The sequence below is a fragment of the Leclercia sp. UBA2479 genome, assembly GCF_002341985.1.
GTDB classification, from domain to species: Bacteria; Pseudomonadota; Gammaproteobacteria; order Enterobacterales; family Enterobacteriaceae; genus Enterobacter; species Enterobacter pneumoniae.
Map to the genome: position 1 here is coordinate 893,379 of NZ_DDPB01000009.1, position 21,415 is coordinate 914,793.

Annotated in this window: 19 protein-coding genes; 1 reads left to right on the forward strand and 18 read right to left on the reverse strand. The window is 54.4% G+C overall.

Annotated elements, in window-relative coordinates; all coding sequences use genetic code 11:
• Positions 1-38: 38 nt before the first annotated feature.
• From cpsG to B3B59_RS14050, 15 genes are all read right to left on the reverse strand, one after another.
• The gene (gene cpsG / locus B3B59_RS13980; RefSeq protein WP_286809341.1) at positions 39-1,409 is read right to left on the reverse strand and encodes a colanic acid biosynthesis phosphomannomutase CpsG; all 1,371 of its coding nucleotides are present in this window, start codon (positions 1,407-1,409) and stop codon (positions 39-41) included.
• A gap of 111 nt (positions 1,410-1,520) precedes the next feature.
• On the reverse strand, positions 1,521-2,957 hold the full coding sequence (gene cpsB, locus B3B59_RS13985) for a mannose-1-phosphate guanyltransferase (protein ID WP_040074898.1): 1,437 nt from the start codon (positions 2,955-2,957) through the stop codon (positions 1,521-1,523).
• A 3-nt stretch (positions 2,958-2,960) separates the two neighbouring features.
• Entirely contained in the window at positions 2,961-4,184 is a 1,224-nt protein-coding gene (gene wcaI, locus B3B59_RS13990) for a colanic acid biosynthesis fucosyltransferase WcaI (protein ID WP_046884803.1), read from the reverse strand.
• Entirely contained in the window at positions 4,181-4,660 is a 480-nt protein-coding gene (locus B3B59_RS13995; RefSeq protein WP_040074896.1) for a GDP-mannose mannosyl hydrolase, read from the reverse strand. Before B3B59_RS13995 ends, wcaI begins: the two co-directional genes overlap by 4 nt.
• A gap of 2 nt (positions 4,661-4,662) precedes the next feature.
• On the reverse strand, positions 4,663-5,628 hold the full coding sequence (gene fcl, locus B3B59_RS14000; RefSeq protein WP_286809343.1) for a GDP-L-fucose synthase: 966 nt from the start codon (positions 5,626-5,628) through the stop codon (positions 4,663-4,665).
• Between the two features lie 2 nt (positions 5,629-5,630).
• Positions 5,631-6,752: a GDP-mannose 4,6-dehydratase gene (gene gmd / locus B3B59_RS14005; protein ID WP_040074894.1), complete on the reverse strand. Its 1,122-nt coding sequence runs from the start codon at positions 6,750-6,752 to the stop codon at positions 5,631-5,633.
• A gap of 19 nt (positions 6,753-6,771) precedes the next feature.
• Complete coding sequence (gene wcaF, locus B3B59_RS14010; RefSeq protein WP_286809345.1) at positions 6,772-7,326, reverse strand: colanic acid biosynthesis acetyltransferase WcaF; 555 nt, start codon at positions 7,324-7,326, stop codon at positions 6,772-6,774.
• 15 nt (positions 7,327-7,341) lie between these two features.
• A complete protein-coding gene (gene wcaE / locus B3B59_RS14015; RefSeq protein ID WP_046884800.1) occupies positions 7,342-8,088 on the reverse strand; it encodes a colanic acid biosynthesis glycosyltransferase WcaE in 747 nt (248 codons plus the stop codon).
• Positions 8,089-8,100: 12 nt separating this feature from the next.
• A complete protein-coding gene (gene wcaD / locus B3B59_RS14020; protein ID WP_040074890.1) occupies positions 8,101-9,321 on the reverse strand; it encodes a colanic acid polymerase WcaD in 1,221 nt (406 codons plus the stop codon).
• Positions 9,296-10,513, reverse strand: a complete 1,218-nt coding sequence (gene wcaC / locus B3B59_RS14025) for a colanic acid biosynthesis glycosyltransferase WcaC (RefSeq protein ID WP_263616162.1) — start codon at positions 10,511-10,513, stop codon at positions 9,296-9,298. The genes wcaD and wcaC overlap by 26 nt, the downstream gene beginning before the upstream one ends.
• Positions 10,510-11,001, reverse strand: a complete 492-nt coding sequence (gene wcaB, locus B3B59_RS14030; RefSeq protein ID WP_040074888.1) for a colanic acid biosynthesis acetyltransferase WcaB — start codon at positions 10,999-11,001, stop codon at positions 10,510-10,512. Before wcaB ends, wcaC begins: the two co-directional genes overlap by 4 nt.
• Entirely contained in the window at positions 11,001-11,843 is an 843-nt protein-coding gene (gene wcaA / locus B3B59_RS14035) for a colanic acid biosynthesis glycosyltransferase WcaA (protein WP_286809348.1), read from the reverse strand. The genes wcaB and wcaA overlap by 1 nt, the downstream gene beginning before the upstream one ends.
• Positions 11,844-11,917: 74 nt before the next feature.
• Positions 11,918-14,080 (reverse strand): tyrosine-protein kinase Wzc, encoded by a 2,163-nt coding sequence (gene wzc / locus B3B59_RS14040; protein ID WP_286782666.1) that lies wholly within the window; start codon positions 14,078-14,080, stop codon positions 11,918-11,920.
• A gap of 2 nt (positions 14,081-14,082) precedes the next feature.
• Positions 14,083-14,526: a low molecular weight protein-tyrosine-phosphatase Wzb gene (wzb, locus tag B3B59_RS14045; protein ID WP_040074885.1), complete on the reverse strand. Its 444-nt coding sequence runs from the start codon at positions 14,524-14,526 to the stop codon at positions 14,083-14,085.
• A gap of 6 nt (positions 14,527-14,532) precedes the next feature.
• Positions 14,533-15,669, reverse strand: coding sequence for a polysaccharide export protein (locus tag B3B59_RS14050; RefSeq protein ID WP_040074884.1), 1,137 nt, complete (start codon positions 15,667-15,669; stop codon positions 14,533-14,535).
• Between the two features lie 691 nt (positions 15,670-16,360).
• On the opposite strand from B3B59_RS14050, the gene B3B59_RS14055 reads away from it, so the two are divergent.
• Complete coding sequence (locus B3B59_RS14055) at positions 16,361-17,944, forward strand: TerC family protein (protein WP_233801770.1); 1,584 nt, start codon at positions 16,361-16,363, stop codon at positions 17,942-17,944.
• 40 nt (positions 17,945-17,984) lie between these two features.
• Here B3B59_RS14055 and asmA read toward each other — a convergent pair whose 3' ends face one another.
• The 3 genes from asmA to udk form a co-directional block, all read right to left on the reverse strand.
• Entirely contained in the window at positions 17,985-19,829 is a 1,845-nt protein-coding gene (gene asmA, locus B3B59_RS14060; RefSeq protein WP_046884793.1) for an outer membrane assembly protein AsmA, read from the reverse strand.
• A 26-nt stretch (positions 19,830-19,855) separates the two neighbouring features.
• Complete coding sequence (dcd, locus tag B3B59_RS14065) at positions 19,856-20,437, reverse strand: dCTP deaminase (RefSeq protein ID WP_040074881.1); 582 nt, start codon at positions 20,435-20,437, stop codon at positions 19,856-19,858.
• A gap of 91 nt (positions 20,438-20,528) precedes the next feature.
• Positions 20,529-21,170 (reverse strand): uridine kinase, encoded by a 642-nt coding sequence (udk, locus tag B3B59_RS14070; protein WP_040074880.1) that lies wholly within the window; start codon positions 21,168-21,170, stop codon positions 20,529-20,531.
• Positions 21,171-21,415 lie beyond the last annotated feature (245 nt).

A 21,415-nucleotide genomic window follows, 5' to 3' on the forward strand; every position in this document is an offset into this window, starting at 1 on the left:
CAAAGGGGAGAAGGCGGGGTAAGGGGGAGGTTTTCGTATTACTGATTCAACAGCGCCAGAATGTCCTTTGTTCGTGCTTCCATCATCGCCGTGTCGGCGCGGGACTCCACGTTCAGACGCACTACCGGCTCGGTATTCGATGAACGCAGGTTGAAGCGCCACTGCGGGAAGGCCATGCTGATCCCGTCGGTGCGGTCAATCTCCAGCGCGTGGAGGGCAAAATGATGCTCCACGCGGGCAATCGCCTCGGCCGGCTGTGCCAGCTTGCTGTTAATCTCACCGCTCGCCGGGAAGGCGGCCATGCGGTCGCGCACCAGCTCACCCAGAGTCTGCCCTTTCAGGCACAGCAGCTCTGTGACCAGCAGCCACGGGATCATCCCGCTGTCGCAGTAAGCAAAATCGCGGAAGTAGTGGTGCGCACTCATCTCGCCGCCATAAATGGCGTCTTCTTCACGCATACGCTCTTTAATAAAGGCGTGGCCGGTTTTCGACATCACCGGCGTGCCGCCTGCTGCCTTCACCACGTCCACCGTGTTCCAGGAGAGACGCGGATCGTGAATGATTTTTGCCCCCGGGTTTTTCTCGAGGAAGGCTTCCGCCAGCAGACCGACGATGTAATACCCCTCGATAAACTGCCCTTTCTCGTCAAACAGGAAGCAGCGGTCAAAGTCGCCGTCAAAGGCGATACCCATATCCGCGCCGTGCTCGATCACCGCGTTGCGGGTGTCGTCGCGGCATTCAGGCAGCAGCGGGTTGGGAATCCCGTTCGGGAAGTTGCCATCCGGGGTGTTGTGAACCTTGATAAAGGTCACCGGCACGTTCAGCGCCTTAAAGCGGGCCTCCAGCGCATCCACCACCGGGCCGGCCGCGCCGTTGCCGGAGTTGATCACCAGCTTCAGCGGCTTCAGGTTCGCCACGTTGATGTAGCCCAGCAGGTGGTCGATATACTCGTTTTGCAGATTAATTTGTCTGTAGCTGCCGCGCCGGGCTTCATCGACCGGCGGGAAATCGTTGGCTTCCGCCAGGCGCTGCACATCACGCAGGCCGGTATCACCGCTGATAGGACGGGCGCCCTTGCGCACCAGCTTCATGCCGTTGTAGTCCATCGGGTTATGGCTGGCGGTCACTTCGATACCGCCATCCACCCCCAGGTGGAACGTCGCAAAATAGATCTCTTCGGTACCGGACAGGCCGATATCCAGTACGTCCACGCCCGCGTCCTGCAGCCCTTTTGCCAGTGCCAGCTTCAGGGTCTCGCTGGTGAGGCGCACGTCGCCGCCCAGCACGATAGTTTGCGGTTTTAAATATTCGCCGTAGGCGCGGCCAATACGCCAGGCAATGTCTTCGTTCAGCTCTTCGCCCAGCTTGCCGCGAATATCATAGGCTTTAAAACAGGTTAACTTTTCCATGATTACCCCTTATTCAGGCAACAGTTGGCCCGACCCATACCCGGGCCAATTTCATTCTTATTTATTCACAGGCCAGGTAAGCGACGCGCTATCTGGCAAACAAGTGCGCGGTTACACCCGCCCGTAGCGATCCTGGAAGCGGACGATGTCATCCTCTTCAAGATAGGAGCCTGAGCGCACTTCAATTAAGTCGAGAGGAATTTTCCCTGGGTTTTCCAGGCAGTGGGTTGCACCCAGCGGGATGTAGATGGATTCGTTTTCACCCAGCAGTTTGATTTCGCCGTCGATGGTCACTTTGGCGGTTCCCGCCACCACTACCCAGTGCTCCGCGCGATGGTGGTGCATCTGCACCGACAGCCCTTCGCCTGGCTTAACGGTGATGCGTTTCACCTGATAGCGGTCACCGGCATCAATGGAGTCATACTTCCCCCACGGACGGTACACTTCGCGGTGGATATGGTGCTCGTGGCGGCCATCGGCTTTGATCTGCTCAACCACTTTTTTGACATCCTGAACGGCGTTGCGGTCAGCAATCAGCACGGCGTCTTTGGTCTGCACAACCACCAGGTCTTTGACCCCCACGGTAGTCACCAGGCCGGACTCGGCATACACGTAGCTGTTTTCGGTTTTGTGGCTAATGACATCGCCATGATGGACGTTGCCCTCTGCGGTATGCGCACTGATCTCCCACAGGGATGACCAGGAACCTACATCGCTCCAGCCCGCGTCCATCGGCACGACCACCGCATCGGCGGTACGTTCCATTACCGCGTAGTCCACGGACTCTTCCGGGCAGGCCAGGAATGCCGCTTCGTCGACGCGAATAAAATCGAGATCCGGGTCGGTGACGTTCATCGCTTTTTCACAGGCGCGCAAAATATCCGGGCGATATTTCTCCAGCTCTTCGAGGTAACGCCCCGCGCGGAACAGGAACATGCCGCTGTTCCAGTAATACTCCCCGCTGGCCACATAGGCCTGCGCGGTATCCAGATTCGGTTTTTCGACAAACTGCGCCACATCAAATGCCACGCTGTCGCCTTCGCCTGGCGTCACATCACCGCGACGAATATAGCCATAGCCGGTTTCCGGCATGTCCGGCACGATACCAAATGTCACCAGCTTACCGTTTTCGGCATAGGGGATAGCGGCGCGAACCGCATCGCGGAAGGTCTCTTCCTGCTGGATGACATGGTCCGCCGCCAGCACCAACATTAGCGGGTCACACTCCGGGCTGCTGCGTTTTGCTGCCAGTGCCGCCAGGGCAATGGCCGGCGCGGTGTTACGTCCGGCAGGCTCCAGAATGATGTTTTCTGTCAGTTTGTTCAGCTGGCGCAACTGCTCGGCAACAATAAAGCGATGCTGTTCGTTACAGATCACCACCGGGCTTTCACACTCCACGCCGTTCAGACGGTTCACCGTCGTCTGCAGCATGGTGAGCTCCCCTTTCAGGCAGAGGAACTGTTTTGGATAGAGCACGCGGGACAGCGGCCACAACCGGCTACCAGAGCCTCCAGCCATCACGACCGGATACAGTTTGCTTTGACTCATGATTTATCCCCGTATATCTGCAATAAATTGGCTCAGCACGTTCTCTTTTTCGAGCGTGCGTTCGGCATATTCACGTGCCACCGTGTTCTCTTTTGGCATGGCGAGTGCCTGTTCAATGCCGGCGACCAGGGCAGAGACCGACTCTGGCTCTACGCAGACGGCGATCCCTGGATAGCTGTCGCACAGCTGGCCTAATTCGGTTTCGGCTTCGGCGGTGATGACTGCGTTACCGCCGACGGCGAGTATGTTGGTCAGCTTCGACGGCAGGACGGCATCTGCCGCGCCGCGTTTCTGTACCACCAGATGGCAATCGCCCATCTTTAGCAGCGCCGGCAATGCGTCGTAGGACTGAAGCGGGAAAAATTTCACATTCGTCAGGCCGCGTTCGGTGGCCATTTTTTCCAGTCGGGCTTTGCCGCCCCCCTGGCCAACAATGACAAACTGCCATGGCTGGTCGCTAAGCTGGGTCGCAGCCTCGATCACGCTCTCCAGCCCCTGCTTTTCGCCGATGTTGCCCGAGTAAAGAATGATTTTGTGCTCGTCAGGCAAACCCAGCTGCGTGCGCAGTGCCTGAGCGTCACTTTCTGTCACGTCACGAAAGCGCGCCACTTCCGACCAGTTAGGGAAGAAGATGACTTTTTCCGCCGCCACCCCCTTCTCCTGCGCTTTGTTCATCATGGAGCGCGAGATGGTCGAGACGTAATCGACGTTGTGCAGGCCATTGCGCTCGAAGGCGCTCGCCAGTTTCGCAACGGTGCCGCCCTTCCCTTTGCCGGCCATTCCCAGGCCAAGCATGGCGTCCACTTCATAATCCTGAATATGCAGCAGGGTGCGCGCGCCGGAGAGTTTGCCCAGCAGACGCATGCCTGGCGTGCAAAAGAGCGTCGGCACGACGCCAATAATGCGATCCGGCTTCCAGCGACGCTGCGCCATCAGCGGGAAGAAACTGCTCAGGGCAAAGCTGCCCAGATGAATTAAACGTTTCAGCGTCGATGGCTGCTTCGGTACATAAAGCGGGCAGCGCCACACGGTGGCCTTGCCCTCTTCCCGACGATAACGCCAGCCGGAGTAGCGTTCGCCCACTTTCCACTCCGGGTAGTAAGGCGGTGCGGTAATGACCCGCACCTCGTGACCCTGGCTCGCCATCCACTCGACCATCTCACCGGTGTATTTCCCGATCCCGGTCAGCTCTGGGGAGTAGTTGATTCCGTAAACGAGGATTTTCATAGTCCCGGCACCCCGGCCTGACGCTCGGCAAGGAAATAGGCCCGACTGTTGTCGTGAACATTGTCGCTTGCCAGCAGCGCCTCTGGCGTCAGCCAGCGGTAGTCGTCATGCTGGGCGTCAGGCAGACGCAGGTCTGCCTCACTGACCTTCAGACGGAAACCGAGCACCACGTAGTGGGTGGTAAAGTCCGGACCTGAAAAGTTATCGTCATAGAAGTGCTGCCAGACCCCGTAAAACTGCCCTGCCGCCATTGGCAGACGCAGGCCCAGCTCCGCGAGAGTCAGTCGCTCAAAGGCATTCGCCAGCGTCTCATCCTTCTGTACGCGCCCACCGGGCACGAACCAGAAGCCCTGTGCAGGACGATTGGTTCGTTTCCCCAGTAAGAACTCGCCGCGTTCGTTCTCCACGATCAAATCAATAGAGATGAGCGGAGTGGAACGAACGACCGTGGCAAAATCTTCCTGACTTAAAAACATCATTACCCCCGGAAGCGGTGCTGATTTTCCAGGAACCACTGGTACGTGCTTGCCAGCCCCTGTTCCAGTGATACCTCGTGATACCAGCCCAGCTGATGCAGACGGGTCACATCCAGCAGTTTGCGCGGGGTGCCGTCCGGTTTGCTGGCGTCGAACACCACGCGGCCTTTGTAGCCCACCACTTTCGCGATGGTCTGTGCCAGCTCACGAATGGTGCAGTCCACGCCGGTACCCACGTTAATGTGCGACAGCATAGGCTCGGTATTCTCCTGCCATACCTCGCGATCCAGCTCCATCACGTGAATGCTGGCTGCCGCCATATCATCCACATGCAGGAACTCGCGCATCGGCGTACCGCTGCCCCACACCACCACGTCCGGTGCGTTATCCGCAGTGGCTTCGTGGAACCGACGCAGCAGCGCCGGGATCACGTGCGAATTGCTCGGGTGGAAGTTATCGTGCGGCCCGTACAGGTTGGTCGGCATCACCGAGCGATAGTCGCGGTTGTACTGACGGTTGTAGGACTCACACAGCTTAATCCCGGCAATTTTGGCAATCGCGTACGGCTCGTTGGTCGCTTCCAGCGTCCCCTGCAGCAGTTCGCTCTCAGCGATAGGCTGCTTCGCCATTTTCGGATAGATACAGGAGGATCCGAGGAACAGCAGCTTGTTCACGTCATGCTTATGCGCCGCGTGAATGATGTTGCTCTCGATCATCATGTTCTCGTAGATGAAATCCGCCGGGTAGGTATTGTTCGCCACAATACCGCCCACTTTCGCCGCCGCCAGATAGACCTGGTCAATGCGCGTGTTGGCAAAGAAATCTTCTACCGCACGGCTATCAAGCAGATTCAGCTCGTCGCGGGTGCGAACAACCACCTCGACGTCGCCGCGCTGTTCAAGCTGGCGAACAATCGCGGAACCCACCATTCCGCGATGACCGGCGACAAAAATACGTTGTTTTGTCATTCTCAGGACTCCAGCGCGATGGCAACCTCGTAGCCATGGGACTTAAGCAGGGAGTGTTTCTTCGCGGCTTCGAGATCTTTTGCCACCATCTCTGCGACCATCTCCTGCAGCGTGGTTTCCGGCTTCCAGCCCAGTTTTTCGTGCGCTTTGGTTGGGTCGCCCAGCAGGGTTTCTACTTCAGCAGGACGGAAGTAACGCGGGTCAACCTCAACAATCACATCGCCTGGTTTCACGCCCGGTGCGTCATGGCCGGTTACAGAGACCACGATACCTTTCTCTTCAACGCCGGTGCCTTCAAAGCGCAGTTTGATGCCCAGCTGCGCTGCGGCCATCTCTACGAACTGACGCACGGAGTACTGCACGCCGGTAGCGATAACGAAATCTTCTGGTTTTTCCTGCTGCAGCATCATCCACTGCATTTTCACGTAATCTTTCGCATGGCCCCAGTCACGCAGGGAGTCCATGTTGCCCAGGTGCAGTTTCTTCTCCAGACCCTGCGCGATATTAGCGATAGCGCGGGTGATTTTACGGGTGACGAAGGTTTCGCCGCGACGTGGAGATTCGTGGTTGAACAGGATGCCGTTACAGGCATACATGCCATAGGATTCACGGTAGTTCACGGTGATCCAGTAGGCGTACATTTTGGCTACGGCATACGGAGAACGCGGGTAGAACGGGGTGGTCTCTTTCTGCGGGATCTCTTGCACCAGGCCGTACAGCTCAGAGGTGGACGCCTGATAGAAACGGGTTTTCTTCTCCAGACCCAGGAAGCGAATCGCTTCCAGCAGACGCAGGGTACCGATGGCGTCAACATCTGCGGTGTATTCCGGGGATTCAAAGGAGACCGCAACGTGGCTCATTGCCCCCAGGTTGTAAACCTCATCCGGCTGCACTTCCTGCAGGATACGGGTCAGGTTAGAGGTGTCGGTCAGGTCGCCGTAATGCAGATGGAATTTCGGGTTAGCCGCGTGCGGATCCTGATAGATATGGTCAACACGCTCTGTGTTAAACGAAGAGGCACGACGCTTAATACCGTGCACTTCATACCCTTTTTCCAGCAGCAGCTCTGCCAGGTAAGAACCATCTTGTCCGGTAACGCCGGTGATGAGAGCGACTTTAGACATGTTTATTTTCCTCTACTTATCAAAGTTTTTCAGTTTCTACGCGTTCGCGTATCACCACTGCGGGATTGCCACGGCAAACTGCATTTGCCGGTAGCGATTTAAAAACGCTGCTGCGGGCGCCAATAACGGTGCCATCACCAACAGTTACACCCGGTGCAACAAAAACATCTGTTGCCAGCCAGCATTTTTCACCAATCACAATAGGCGTGGCGGTAATATCAAAATGCGGGCTCATAAAATCGTGGCTGCCAGTGCACAAATAACACTTTTGCGATACCACCGCGTTTGCGCCGATGGTAATGTCGCCAAGGGTATATAACACCGCGTCATCCCCTACCCAGGCATAATCTCCGAGGGTTAATTTCCACGGATAGGTAATTTTTACCGATGGGCGAATGACTACGTTTTTTCCTATTTTTGCGCCGAAGAGTCGTAATAAAAATGCTCGCCAGCGATATAAAATTTGCGGTGACCAGGCAAATAACGTTGCCTGTACGGCCCACCACAATTGAACTTTGATTCCGTTTGCGCCGCGAAACCCCTTCGGCATGGAAAAACCAATAAGATCCTGCATAACGTTCTCTTATATTCAGGCTTTGTTATAGAGGGCTTTCGTTTTACCCGTCGTTTTCAGACGTAAAAAATAAGATAATTCCGCCCAGAACCCTGGCACTCGTAATATTTTGCGCTGGACTTTTTTGGCGTCCTGGCACAATTCCAGATTATTCGAGGTTGAAACGCCGCCCATTGAGAATTCCGACACCAACCCTTTAATGCGTTTAAACGGGAAGCCCGCTTTAAACATTCTGGCGGCAAGGGCGTAATCGGATGAAACCTTATACTGCAAATCATAGGGGTAGGTTTTTAAGCCATTGACCGGGAAGAAAATAGCCTGATGACTGGCGGGCAGGCTATGATAAATATACCAACCATGTTTTGCCGCACGTTTGACTTTATTCCCGTCGCCGAAATCGAGCAGCGCATCGCCGATATACATGGCATTCTCTTTTTCACGCATCAGCTGGCGCACAAACAACGCGACGTCTTCATGGAACACATCACCGGAGTTCAGGAAGATCGCGTAACGACCTTGCGCCATGTCGATGCCCTTATTCATGGCGTCGTAGATGCCTTTATCTTTCTCGCTGATATAACGTAAGTTGAACTCACCGTTGCGTTTTTCGAGAAACTCTGCGGTGCCATCGTCCGAGCCGCCATCGACCACGATCCATTCAAAAGTGAGGCTGGGGTCGCGTGCCAGATTGCGCAGCGAGCGCCAGGTTTTTACTACCCCATCGTAATTACGAAAGGCGACAGTAATGACGCTAAGAAACATATAACCACCTCGTTATGAATTCGTAATATTAAGCGCTTTGCGCAAAATAAACGGACAGACAATTAAGAACGCATACTCCGGGCTAAAAATTGACCCAGTAAAGAACAGTGAAACCGGCGTAAAAAGATAAAGCTGCACACGAAAATTCTGATTATCACCAAACGCGTTGATCGTCATTTTGAATACTTTGAACAGATACCACAGCGTTAACAAAACGGCGAACCAGGAAAAATAAATAATTAACAGATACAGACCATTGTCTATGGTTTTACCCACGTCCGCACCGTTAAAGATTCCGAATGATGCAACATATTCGTAAAGTGAGCCGAATCTTACTACACCATCAATATGGGTTAATGAATAACCCACCATCACCAGCGGTCCAATTATACGATAATAAGATGACGAGCCTTCTGTTCCTAAATCACCCAGACGGGTAGAAATGTACGGGAACGCGAATACCAGCCCGACTAAAAACACCGCTAATGAAATGATTGCCAGGGGCAGTTTTTTCTTAATCGCCTCTTTATTCAGGTACTGAAACGCCCATTCCAGCAGGTAAAACAGGATAAATGTCATCACCCCTGAGAAGGACCCTGACAGGACAATTCCTGCAAGAATCATAGCATCGCTCTTAGGGGTTTTGATACCAAACTGTTTGATGCTGAGCCAAATTGAGATTAAAGCCAGAGCAAAAAATGCCGGTTCAAAATAGAGCGCAGTGGTTCGTTTTCCACCGAACTTAATGAAGTTCAGAACATAGCTGTTACTGTAAATCAGATATTTCGAGATTATCTCCATCAGGCTACTGCCACCGGTTAAAATAATCTGCGCCATTTCCATAGCGGCAAGCATAACAATGATGGCAATGACAATATAAAAGAACCTGAGGATCTTCCGATAATTATGTGGAGAGATGGTTTTAAACCGAATACTCCACACCATACCGATAATAATAACGATATAAACAAACAGCATGGTCGAGGTGACATATTTGCTGGCATCCAGCGACTGACCAAAGATGTAGTTAAAGGCGGTAAGTCCGGCGCCGAGCCCCAGCGCAATCATCAACTTCTTCACGCTTATCTTATCGACATACAACAACAGCAGAACCGGTAAGAAGGTGACGATGGTGATGGGGAAGCTCTCCCCCAGCTGGGCAATCTTGACGTTGACCAGCAGGTAAATCAGCGGCAGCAGCAGATAACTACAGATTCTGATAGAACGAGACATACTCCTCCAGCATCTGTTGGCCACTGTAAGCCTTGCGGCTGCGGTTGCGGAACGATTCCAGGGTAGTGCCAAAAACAGCCTGGGCAATCTCGGCCTTCGGCAGCTGGACCAGCGGCAGTACCTCCTGCTCAGAGAAGGTTTTCCCGCCCGATTTCTCCAGCACCTCTTGCGCCGCATCGCTGTGCGTTGCAATTACCGGCACGCCAATAGAGAGCGCTTCACATAAAATCAGGGGGTAGTTATCGACCCGGGAGCTGAACACCAGCGCATCCATACCGTTGAGGGCGCTCATCAGCTTGCGTTTGTCGGTTTCAAAGCCGTGGTTCACCACGTTAGCCCCTTCGAACGGCGAAAATTTACCGAAGGTGTGCAGCTCAATTTTGTCGCCGAGCGCCATCATGTCGCGCACCAGCTGCTGATTGGTTTTACCGTCGTAACGCAGGTCATGGGCGACGATAGCGATTTTCGGTTTGCCCGCTGTCGTCGCGACCGGCTCCAGCTCTGCCAGAATGGCTTCGGTGGCAACGTCGATGCCGTTATTAATGATCTTGCAGCGCCCTGCCCCATACAGGCTATTGAACGCATCGGCGACGTGCTGGCTCGGGGAGATAAACTGGCAGCCCAACGCCAGCATGTCGCGAAACAGCTGACGTTTACCCGCCACCAGCTGATGGGCACGGTCAATTTTCACCGGCGGATAATTCTCGAGGGTCGGGCATTTCTGGCAGTTCGTTTTCCAGCCTTCACAGCCATCGGTAAACGCGCAGCGGCCGGTTACGCTCCAGTGATCATGCAGCGTCCAGACGAAGGTGGTATCGGGTTTATGCCCTTTCACCTTTTCACAAAACGCCACCACCTCTGTCAGCTTTAACCAGTAGCTGTGCAGCACATGAAAGTGCAGAACCACCGGACCCGGCGTGCGGGTTACCGTGCGATAGAGGTTATTCAGGTTGCCGAACAGATCCCGGTTAAAGAGGCGAAACAGCGCGATGTTTGCCACCGAGGTCAGGCGCGGGGTGTGCTTCACCACCTGCGGATAGTTATCGTGACTCACGCTTTTTTTACCGCCCTTGCCATAGCCGTAGACAAAACGCGACGCGAGCCCTTTTTGTAAAGCGCGCTGGTGCAGATCCAGCGCGACGCCTGCTGCCCCGCCCTCAGCGAGACGAACATTAAATTGCAGAATATTCATTTAATCACCTTCACGCGGGCTTTTTCACCCACCACCAGCGCGTTGTCCGGAATACTGTCGAGCACGACGCTGCCCGCACCAACGGTGACGTTATTCCCCACTGTGATTTCGCCAATCATCACCACGTTGGCTCCAAGCTCAACGTTATTGCCAATTACCGGGCAGGCAAGATTGTCCGGGCCGCGATTACCCAGGGTGACCCCATGGCGGATCGTGAAATCATCCCCGGCGACCACAAATTTATTGATCACCACCGCATAGCCGTGGTGAATCGTAAAGCGACGACCAATGGTGGCCGCAGCCTGAATCTCATAGCCAAAAAAGCATTCGGTAATGATGCGATAGAGCACCAGTACCGGCGCCGCCCAGAGGTTATTAATCACATTCTTCTTGCGCCAGACAGAGCAGAAATGGGCGATGCGATAAGCCAGAACCATGCAGCAGGGGCGCAGGCTCCAGCCGTTTGCGCGGCAATCTTCCAGAAACATTATTTCCCCCGAAGCCCGTCAGCCAGACGCTTGGTATTACGCACAGAAAAGAGCGTCAGCAGCGTGCGCCAGTTCATGCGCTTGTTGCGAATCTGGTAGAGGGTAAAGAGCTGATACTTACGGCTCGCACGGTCGAACTTGTCTTTGTGCTTGCGGTAAAAATGGAAGTAGCCGGAGAACTTTTTCGGCGAGGAGGTAATCTGCATCTCACCGTGGTTGATGTGCAGGATCTGCGTGGCGTCCTCTACCTTCCACGGCTCACCGTACTCCACCACCATGCGCAGGAAGATGTCGTAGTCCTGTGCCGCTTTCAGGGTAGTGTCGAACAGACACTCTTTGAAACGCCATGACCAGGTAAAGACCTGATTACCAATAATATTGCGCTTATAAAAGAGGCGACGGGAATAAGGCGATTTCGGGTAGAGCGGCAGGCTCGCCGGTTGTGAATAGACTTCGCCCTGGCAGACATAATCGTTGGCATACAGAAACGCGTGCGTTACCAACTGCGCCTTGTGAGACAAGAAGATAGAGAGACGGTTTGGCGTCCACTCATCGTCATCGTCAATACCGGTTAAAAACTCACCTTTAGCCTGCAAAATCGCCTGATTGCGTACCGCGCAGGCGCCGGAATTGATCGCGTTGTGCGTATACATCACTCGCGGGTCATTGAGGTCGGTAACGAAGTTCTGTAACTGCTCCCAGGAGGAAGAGCAGTCATCAACAATAATCAGCTCCCAGTTGTCGTAATCCTGACGTAAAACCGATTTAATCGCGCGGATCGCCAACTGCTGACGATTCCATGTCGGCATATAGATAGAGATCAATGGGCGTTGTGTGGTCATGGTCTTCCCCGGATGAATTCGATGTCCTCACCCCAGCCCTCCCCCTCTGGGAGAGTCAGGGTGAGGAAAACAGGTTATTTACTGTCAGACTTATATTCGTACTCGTAGTACCCGTAATCCTGGTACCCGGTGGCGCGACGGAAGATGGAGTTAAGAATGACCCCCTTCACCTCAATGCCGTTCTGCTCGAAGCGGCTGAGGCTGGTCTCCACCTCTTTAAGGGTGTTGACTGCATAACGCGCTACCATCAGGGTGGTTCCCGCGTGGCGGCCGACAATGGCGGCATCCGTCACGGCAAGGATTGGCGGGGTATCGATTAACACCAGGTCATAGTGTTTGCTCGCCCATGCAATCAGCTGAGTAAAGCGCTCGCTCATCAACAGTTCAGACGGGTTTGGCGGCACCTGACCACGCGGTACGAGGTCGAAATTGGTAATAGAAGTGGGTTTGGCGCAGTTCTCAATGTCGCCTTTGCCCAACAGCACTTCTGACAGGCCATTAACGTTATTGGTGCCGAGCAGCTCGTGGGTGTAGCCCTTACGCATATCACAGTCGATCAGCAGCACGCGCTTGTTGGTCTGGCTGATGACAGCCGCAAGGTTGGCACAGACAAAGGTCTTACCAATGGACGGGCTAACACCGGTCAACATCAGGACGTTATTTTTCGCCTGCATCATGGCGAAGTGGAGGCTGGTACGCAGGCTGCGCACCGCTTCAATCGCCAGATCCGTTGGGTTACCCACCGCCAGCAGCTGGCTCTGTTTGTAACGCTTAACCCCCTTCACGGTTTTAACGCTGTCGCGGGATTTTTGCCATTCAGAGAGCGGGATGCTGGCATAGACGCTGATGCCGTTCTCTTCCAGCACCTGCGGGCTTTCGATACCGCGGTTGAACAGAGAGCGCAGCAGTACGCCCACAATCGAGAGCATCAGGCCAAGAATGATGCTGCCGAGAATAATCAGCGCTTTCTTCGGCTTCAGTACCCCAGGCTGGGTGATGGCCGGGTCGACGATACGGACATCGCCTACGGTACTGGCCTCAGTGATCTTCAGCTCCTGCTGTTTGTTCAGCAGCTGCATATAAACCTGCTGACCCGACTCCACATCACGCGTCAGACGCACAATCTCTTGCTGGGTCTTCGGCATGGCGGTCACGCGGTTGTTCAGTTTGGCTTTCTCATCCTCTAAGGCCTTACGTTTTTCCAGCAGCGTGCGGTATGCCGGGTGACGTTTGGTATAGAGCTTGGAGATTTCCGCCTCTTTAAAGGTCAGCTCGTTCAGCTGGGCGTCGATATTGACCATCGAATCCAGCACCGATTTCGCCTCTAAAGGCAGGTCAACCGAGTCCTTATCCTGACGATAGGCGTTGAGTTTGTTCTCGGCTTCATCCAGGCTGGCGCGCACTTCAGGAAGCTGTTTCGCCAGGAAGGCCAGGCTCTTCGCCGCTTCTTCGGATTTACGCTCAACGTTCTGCTCGAGATAGTTGCGGGTGATGCTGTTCAGGATATCGCGGATTTTATCTTTATCTTCACCGGTAAAGGTCATGCTCAGCACGCCGGTATCTTTACCCGTTTCCGTCACCGTGAGGTTATTTTGCAGGTTGTTAATCATCCCAAGCGTGGAGAACTTGGTGACGGTAAACTCGCTGCCCTCAGCGGCCTGAATCGCGTTCACTTTAATGCTCACGCCATCTTTGCTGAGCAACTGCCCTACTTCGCCACGGGCGCTAAAGCCGGCGTCGCTGGTCAGTTGGTACTGCTTAGGCCCCAGCACTTCGAGGGTAAAGACCTGATCGGCCGTCCCCTTTGGCAGACTAAAGTCGGTCACTTTGACGGTATCGTTTTGCCGTCCCATCAGACGATCCCAGCCCGCGCCGAAGACCGGGAAGGTATTTTTGCTAACGGCGATATCCAGACCCAGGTCTCGCACGGTTTTACCCAGCACCAGACGCGACTGCAGCAGCTGAATTTCCGCTTCTGAAGCCGGTGGCTTGTTTGCCAGCGCCGAGCCAATATCCTGCACCAGCGAGTTGCCGGTGTTTTGCTCGATCTGCACCAGCGCATCGGCGCTGTAGATGGGAGTGGCGAACAGGGTGTAGACCACTGCCGCCAGCGCAAAGACGGCGGTGGTGCCTAACACCCACCAGCGCGCCTCAACCACGGTCCCAATCAGGCGACCAATATCGATTTCATCGCTGCCCGCGGTCGAGGCGGAAGAAGCTTTTACTTTTTCTGTCATTGTTATCCCTGCTGAACGTTCAGTGCCTGCGCCCACTGACGGGCAGACTGGTCAAGTAAGGTGTAAACCGCTTCAAAGGCTTCACGGCTTTTGCGATAGGGATCGGGGATTTCGCGTTCGTTGTCCCAGTGACCAAACAGCATCACTTTGCCGCGCATCTCCGGCGCGATATCGCACAGAGCGTGAATATGGCGCTTTTCCATCGCCAGGATCAGGTCATATTCCCGACACATGGCGGCTGAAACCTGACGGGCGCAATGCCCGTCGAGAGAGAGGTTATGTTGCTCTGCCACGCTCGTTGCACGCTCGTCGGCCCCTTTGCCTACCAGCGCACCCAGGCCTGCAGAACCCACCGTCAGCCCCGGCTGATATTGCTTTAACAGCCGCTCGGCCGTGGGGGAACGGCAAATGTTCCCCACGCACACCACCAGAATTTTGTTAAACATCGCGGATTACCAGTTATGAACGTCGCTTGCCGTGTCGGTCATGTAGCGAACGCCACTGATCGTCGGCAGCAACTGGTTGATCAGGCGGTTCCAGCGAGCAACCGGTGCGGTCGTCACGTAGACCACGTCATACGGCTGGAGGCGGAACTCGGTTGCCATCACCAGAGAGGTGGCATCGGACATATCCAGCTGATAAATGTTGGCAATCTTGCCGTTGCTGCCCTGTCCTTTGAGCGGACGAATAACGAAGATGCCGCTGGCATTGGAGGTCGTCAGATCGATACCTTCCGCCGAGCCCAGCGCTTCGGTCAGCGTCATGCCGCTGAAGTCCATTTTGAGGGTGCTCTGTTTCTTCACTTCGCCCATCACGAACACTTTCAGATCGTCATTACGCGGCACAAAGAGGATGTCACCCGGATAGAGCAGTCGGTTCTGGCTCAGGTCGCCGTTTTGCATCAGCGCCTGCAAGGAGATGCGTTGTTCTTTGCCCTGATGGGTCAATACAACATTGCGCCAGTCGGCATTTTCGGTCAGCCCGCCTGCGGCGTTGATAGCGTCAAGTACGGTCAGCGGCACGTTGGTGATCGCCTGCTGCCCCGATTTATTGACCTGCCCGGAGATATAGGCTTTTTGCGAACGGAACGCGGCGATATTAACGTCCACCTGCGGATCAGCGATGTACTGCGCTAAGCGGCTGGTAATATCACTACGGATCTCGGCCAGCGTTTTGCCAACCACGTGTACTTTGCCAATGTAGGGATAGAACATGGTGCCGTCAGGCTGTACCCAGTTGCCGGTATCGCTCGAGCTACGGTACTGACCGGCTGGCGTCGTCAACTCCGGGTGGTCCCAGACGGTAACGCTAACGACATCGCCTGGGCCGACGCGATACTGATAAGAGGAGATCTCCTGATCCAGCGAAACGTTCGGCTGGGCCACGTTCGGGCGTGGGCGTAATTGCTCCACCAGTCTTGGTGTCAGGGGATAGACATTTACCATCCGATCAAGGTCGAAATCAGCATCTTGCTGTTTAATCACATCCTTACCCATGGTCGACATATTGCTGCCAGGTAAGACGGTGCACCCACTCATCAAGGTCACAGACACCAATAATGGCATCAATTTCATTTTGGATTTCATCATTGATTATTTATCACTTTGGCAGAGTAATTATCCTGTGCGGTTTAATTAAATGCGCGGCATTTAACTTTTAGCATGCGGTTAATAAAACAGAAATATAACTGGCATCAGTCCTAAAAAAAGTTTATTCATCCGCAAGCTATTGACAGAATAATCGAGGCTGATTAACACGCTTTCAGGCACGCTACCGCCCTTGGCTTTCAGTTACCAATCCACTGTTTAAACAGTAATTTATGGATAAACACCCTCTTTGACATGGTTTAATCGAAAGATATATCGGGCAAGAAAACGCTTCTCCAGATATAAACTTTCTGTTCTTTAAACCGACACTGAAATAGCAACAAGAGGCTTTAACATTTGATGCTGGAGGAATTGTTGCAGCTAACGATTTAGCAGGCAAGGAAACAACAGTCGGCGCATCGCTTTTTAAGATTAATATTAACGGCAAAGTTTTAATGTTTTAGGATTTTCTTCAGGTTGACAAAAATGAATATATAACCGTTACCTGCGATATTTCTTAAATATAATTATTTAAGGGGATTCTGGTTATAACCCTAATTTAACCATGGGAATAGAGTGAGCCGTATTTGCGGCGTTGCCCGAGGAAATCCCAGGCTGGCATTGCATTTTTCGCAGGCTTTATCCATGATCGAAATGTGACATTTGTCATATTACAAAAGGTATGATTCCCGCTATGGAATGGATTGCAGATCCATCAATCTGGGCCGGTCTGGTCACTCTGGTGTTACTGGAACTGGTGCTCGGCATCGACAACCTGGTCTTTATCGCCATTCTTGCCGAAAAATTGCCCCCTGCTCAGCGCGATCGCGCTCGCGTCACCGGCCTGCTTCTGGCCATGGTGATGCGCCTGCTGTTACTGGCCTCTATTTCCTGGCTGGTGGGGCTCACCAAACCGCTATTTACGGTACACGGCCTGGGCTTCAGCGCGCGCGACCTGATTATGCTTTTTGGCGGCCTGTTCCTGATCTTCAAAGCCACCGTCGAACTCAATGAACGGCTGGAAGGTAAGGATAATGAAAACCCCACCCAGCGCCGGGGCGCCAGATTCTGGCCGGTGGTGGCGCAAATTGTGGTGCTGGACGCTGTCTTCTCTCTTGATTCGGTGATCACCGCCGTGGGGATGGTGGACCATCTGGCCGTTATGATGGCAGCCGTCATCATTGCCATTGCGCTGATGGTGATGGGCAGTAAGGCGTTAACGCGCTTCGTTAATAGCCACCCGACAATCGTCATTCTCTGTCTTAGCTTCCTGCTGATGATCGGCTTTAGCCTGGTGGCAGACGGCTTTGGCTTCCACATTCCGAAAGGCTATCTGTACGCCGCCATAGGGTTCTCGGTCATCATCGAGGCGCTAAACCAGCTGGCCATTTTCAACCGCCGTCGCTTTCTGTCAGCCAATCAGACGCTACGTCAGCGCACAGCTGAGACGGTGATGCGTCTGCTGAGCGGAAAGAAAGAGGATGCGGAACTGGATGCGGAGTCGGCCTCCCTGCTGGCCGATCATGACAGCAGCCAGATCTTTAACCCGCAGGAACGTCGAATGATTGAGCGGGTGTTAAATCTTAACCAGCGCTCTGTCAGCAGCATCATGACCTCGCGCCACGATATCGAGCATATCGACCTCAACGCCCCGGAGGCGCAAATCCGCGCGCTGCTGGAAAAAAACCAGCATACCCGCGTGGTGGTAACCGGTGGCGAGCAGGAGGAGGATCTGCTCGGCGTGGTGCACGTTATCGACCTGCTCAACCAGCAGTTACAGGATGAACCGCTTGACCTGCGGGCGCTGGTGCGTCAGCCGCTGGTCTTCCCGGAGGGGCTGCCGCTGCTCTCTGCGCTGGAGCAGTTCCGCAACGCCCGTACGCACTTTGCCTTTGTGGTGGATGAATTCGGCTCCGTTGAGGGGGTGGTGACCCTGAGCGACGTGATGGAAACCATTGCCGGTAACCTGCCTAACGAAGTGGAAGAGATCGACGCCCGCCATGATATCCAGAAAAATGCCGACGGAAGCTGGACGGCGAACGGTCATATGCCGCTGGAAGACCTGGTGCAGTATGTGCCACTGCCGCTGGATGAGAAGCGTGAGTATCACACCCTCGCCGGTCTGCTGATGGAATACCTGCAACGTATTCCCGCCCCTGGGGAAGAGGTCCAGGTGGGTCACTATGCTCTGAGGACGCTGGAAGTCGATCATCACCGGGTGCAGAAGGTGCAGTTAATTCCGCAGGCTGATGAAGCAGAGGAAGAGTACGAAGTGTAATAAAAAGCCGGGTAAGGCTAACCCCTACCCGGCTTAATCATTAAAGTTTTTCCAGCAGCTTTTTCACGTCTTTACTGTTTTTCGAATCCTTGTTGCGATCCGCCCAGTCGTTCAGACGCCGTTTGGCTTCATCCTGAAGATGTTTACGCATCAGCTGATCCACCTGCAGACTGTAGTTGAGCGCCTGCCACTGACCATACACGCTCAGCGGGATCGGTGTCTGTTTCAGGAAATCGATCAGCTTACCCTCGCCCAACCAGCCCTCCAGCACCGTCACTTTAAAGTGGGTATCCGCCGTCTCTTTGACCAGGTCCATCGTGCCATCGCCCTCAAGCGATAACATAGGCGATTCCCCCTGCATGCTCTCCAGCGAGAGCTGGCCGTTATCAAGCGAAAGCTCGGTAACAAAGCGATTCAGACGGGTGGCGTTCTCAAAGTTATCTTTGGCCTTCACATTACTGCTGCGCTCCACCGCCTGCTGCACCAGTTGCTGGAAGTTAAGCCCTTCCATACGGGTGTTGCTCATCTCGACGTGGGCCTGCCCTTGCCAGTTGCGACGGAAGGCCTCGGCGTCGATCTTGCCGCCAGAGAAATCGCCCGCCAGCGTCAGGCTACCGGTCAGGGGGATCGGATAGTTGAAGGCTTTCAGGATGGTGCCAATCTCGACATTTTCCAGCCGCGGCTGGAATGCCGTGCGGGCCTCCGCTTTGCGCACATCCAGGGTGCCTGGCAATGAGAGGCGCCCCTGCCCCATCTCGCCGCTCAGATCGCTGATGGTGAGCAAACCATTTTTGTTAGTCATCTGGCTGGAGACATGGGTGAAATCCATGCCGCGCCAGTGGACGCGGTTGGCTTTTAGCATGATATCCGCGTCAAAACCGCGCAGACCGTTATAGTCAGGCCGATCGAGGTTCGTCGAGATCACCGGGCGCGGCTTCGGCTGAGACTGCCCCTGCTGCGCCACGTCGCCCTGGGCGGCAGCGGCTTGCGCCGTAAGCAGATTTTCAAGATTGAGCGTATCAAATTGCAGGTTGATCACCCATTGCGGGGTGTCGCTCAGCATCACGCTCGCCTGGCCAGTCAACGCGCTGTCGTTCGCTTTCAGATCGAGCTGGTTGAGCTCAAGCTGTTTGCGCTCTTCCCGCCAGACTGCCTGCAGTTTGCCCTGTCCGGTGATCCCCTGCGCCGGAAGATCGGCCCCGGTCAGCTGCCAGTCAAGCTGCTGAATATTGGCAATCAGCTGGTGAGGATAGTCAGACGCATCGACATTCGCATTCAGCGAGACCACCATGTCGCGCTGATTACGGTTCACGCGCCCGCTAAAGTCCATCGTGCCTTTGTGGTGCTCATCCTGCTCCATCTGCAGATTGATATTACGCACCGTCACCTGTTCGTCGCTCTCATGCTGGAACACCAGCACGCTATCGGCGACCTTCAGTTTGCCAATATCAAACGACCAGCCGTTATCTTCTGCTACGTCGGGAAGCGTGTTTTCGCGCGGCGCCACCGGGGCATCGGGCTTGCGCACCGCCTCGGTCTGCGGCGTCAACTGAATTACCGCCCCTTTAAGCATCACCTGATTCACCTGCAACTGATGCGAAAGAAGCGGCATTAACGCCACGTCCAGACGCATATTGTCAGAGGTAAGCAGCGGCACGGAAGCCCCCGGCGCGGTTAACGACATCCGGCCGGAAAGAATGCTTAACTGCGGCCAGACGTGCCAGCGCAGCGGGCCGTCCAGCTTCATCACGTAGCCACTGCGCGCTTCAACCTGGCGCACCATGTAGGCACGAAAATCGTTGGGATTTACCAGCAGCACCAACGCAGTAAGACCTGCCAGCAAGACCACCAGCAAAATCATCAGCGTTGTCAGAACTCTTCTCATGGCTTCCTCGGTGGACTGGGCTGGGCTCAGTCTTTGTCAATACGACTGGCAACCGCACCCTGCTGATCGCGGTATTTCGCATCCTGGCGGCGGTTGTAAGGACGTGCAGCCGGGCCGGTCAGCGGCTCGAAACTGAGCGCGCCAATCATCATGCCTGGACGTAATGCCAGCGGCAATTTACCGGCGTTGAAGAACTCCAGTACAATGCGACCCGACCAGCCTGGATCGATACGGTGCGCGGTTACGTGCACCATCAGCCCCAGACGCGCCAGGGACGAACGTCCATCAAGCCAGCCAACCAGATCGGCAGGCAGGGTCACGGATTCAAAGGTAACCGCCAGCGCCAGTTCTCCTGGGTGCAGATAAAAGGCCTCGCCGTCCTCAAGAACAATCTCGTCGCTCATCACGCGTTCGAGTGCGGCGCTCACTTCATCTTTTGGACCGCTAAGGTCGATAAAGGGGGCGGTATGCCCGCTGAAGGTGCGGAATTTATTGCCCAGACGCACGTCCACGGTCACGCCATTAATGCGCTCCACGGGCGGACGGGGTGAAATGGACAGACGGCCTTCATCGAGCCAGGCTTCAATATCTTTGTCACACAGACGCATGGCACTCTCTCCTTTCGTGCATCACTCCCTCGGGCTTATCTGCGCCGAGGGTGAACCGGGTTATCTCTGAACGGTACACAATTCGCGTGTTTTATTCAAAAAACTGGCTGATTTTCGCTTTCAGAATATCGATCGCAATACGGTTTTTACCCCCGCGCGGCACGATAATATCGGCGTACTGTTTGGACGGTTCAATAAACTGCAGGAACATCGGACGTACCGTTTTTTGATATTGCGCCATAACGGAGTCCATGGAGCGACCGCGTTCGTTAACGTCGCGCTTGATGCGGCGCATCAGGCAAATATCCAGTGGCGTATCAACAAAAATGGAGAAGTTCATCGATTCGCGCAGACGCGCGTCGGTCAGCAGCAGGATGCCTTCAAGGATAATGACCTTCTTTGGCTCAATACGGATAGTTTCCTGCGTGCGGGTATGTTCAACATAGCTGTAGACGGGTAATTCAATTGGGGCGCCGTTCTTCAGAGACTGAAGATGCTGAAACAGCAGGCTGTGATCCATCGCGCTGGGATGGTCATAGTTGGTCTTAACGCGCTCTTCCATCGACAGATGACTTTGATCCTTGTAATAGCTGTCTTCCGGAATGACACCGATGTGCTCATCACCAACCTGTTCACGTAATTCACGGTAAAGCGTACTAGCAATAAGACTTTTACCTGAAGCCGATGCGCCGGCGATGCCTATAATGACGCACTGATGAGACTTATCAGTCATAAATTTAGCGACCTGAGTAACCTGGATGTAAAGGAAGGACGACGCCGAAGCGTCAAACGGCGCAATTATAGGGATTTCGCTCCCGTGATACCAGTCGAAAGCGCAGGTTATGCGTGACGCGCGAAAATAGCCTTTTTCTTCCCGCTACGTTATTACCCTGTTCACTTTTCCATCATCAAAGATGAAATTTTTGCAGGATAACTATTTAATAACTCTATGATGTCAAATTATGAGCAGCCACCATA

Coding starts and splice junctions, on each gene's coding strand:
- fcl (WP_286809343.1), bottom strand. CDS start 5,628: ATGACAAAACAACGTATTTTTGTCGCCGGTCATCGCGGAATGGTGGGT.
- B3B59_RS14055 (WP_233801770.1), top strand. CDS start 16,361: ATGGAATGGATTGCAGATCCATCAATCTGGGCCGGTCTGGTCACTCTG.
- wcaE (WP_046884800.1), bottom strand. CDS start 8,088: ATGTTTCTTAGCGTCATTACTGTCGCCTTTCGTAATTACGATGGGGTA.
- wcaI (WP_046884803.1), bottom strand. CDS start 4,184: ATGAAAATCCTCGTTTACGGAATCAACTACTCCCCAGAGCTGACCGGG.
- wcaF (WP_286809345.1), bottom strand. CDS start 7,326: ATGCAGGATCTTATTGGTTTTTCCATGCCGAAGGGGTTTCGCGGCGCA.
- udk (WP_040074880.1), bottom strand. CDS start 21,170: ATGACTGATAAGTCTCATCAGTGCGTCATTATAGGCATCGCCGGCGCA.
- wzb (WP_040074885.1), bottom strand. CDS start 14,526: ATGTTTAACAAAATTCTGGTGGTGTGCGTGGGGAACATTTGCCGTTCC.
- wcaC (WP_263616162.1), bottom strand. CDS start 10,513: ATGAATATTCTGCAATTTAATGTTCGTCTCGCTGAGGGCGGGGCAGCA.
- wcaB (WP_040074888.1), bottom strand. CDS start 11,001: ATGTTTCTGGAAGATTGCCGCGCAAACGGCTGGAGCCTGCGCCCCTGC.
- asmA (WP_046884793.1), bottom strand. CDS start 19,829: ATGAGAAGAGTTCTGACAACGCTGATGATTTTGCTGGTGGTCTTGCTG.
- gmd (WP_040074894.1), bottom strand. CDS start 6,752: ATGTCTAAAGTCGCTCTCATCACCGGCGTTACCGGACAAGATGGTTCT.
- cpsB (WP_040074898.1), bottom strand. CDS start 2,957: ATGAGTCAAAGCAAACTGTATCCGGTCGTGATGGCTGGAGGCTCTGGT.
- B3B59_RS14050 (WP_040074884.1), bottom strand. CDS start 15,669: ATGATGAAATCCAAAATGAAATTGATGCCATTATTGGTGTCTGTGACC.
- B3B59_RS13995 (WP_040074896.1), bottom strand. CDS start 4,660: ATGTTTTTAAGTCAGGAAGATTTTGCCACGGTCGTTCGTTCCACTCCG.
- wcaA (WP_286809348.1), bottom strand. CDS start 11,843: ATGACCACACAACGCCCATTGATCTCTATCTATATGCCGACATGGAAT.
- dcd (WP_040074881.1), bottom strand. CDS start 20,437: ATGCGTCTGTGTGACAAAGATATTGAAGCCTGGCTCGATGAAGGCCGT.
- wcaD (WP_040074890.1), bottom strand. CDS start 9,321: ATGTCTCGTTCTATCAGAATCTGTAGTTATCTGCTGCTGCCGCTGATT.
- wzc (WP_286782666.1), bottom strand. CDS start 14,080: ATGACAGAAAAAGTAAAAGCTTCTTCCGCCTCGACCGCGGGCAGCGAT.
- cpsG (WP_286809341.1), bottom strand. CDS start 1,409: ATGGAAAAGTTAACCTGTTTTAAAGCCTATGATATTCGCGGCAAGCTG.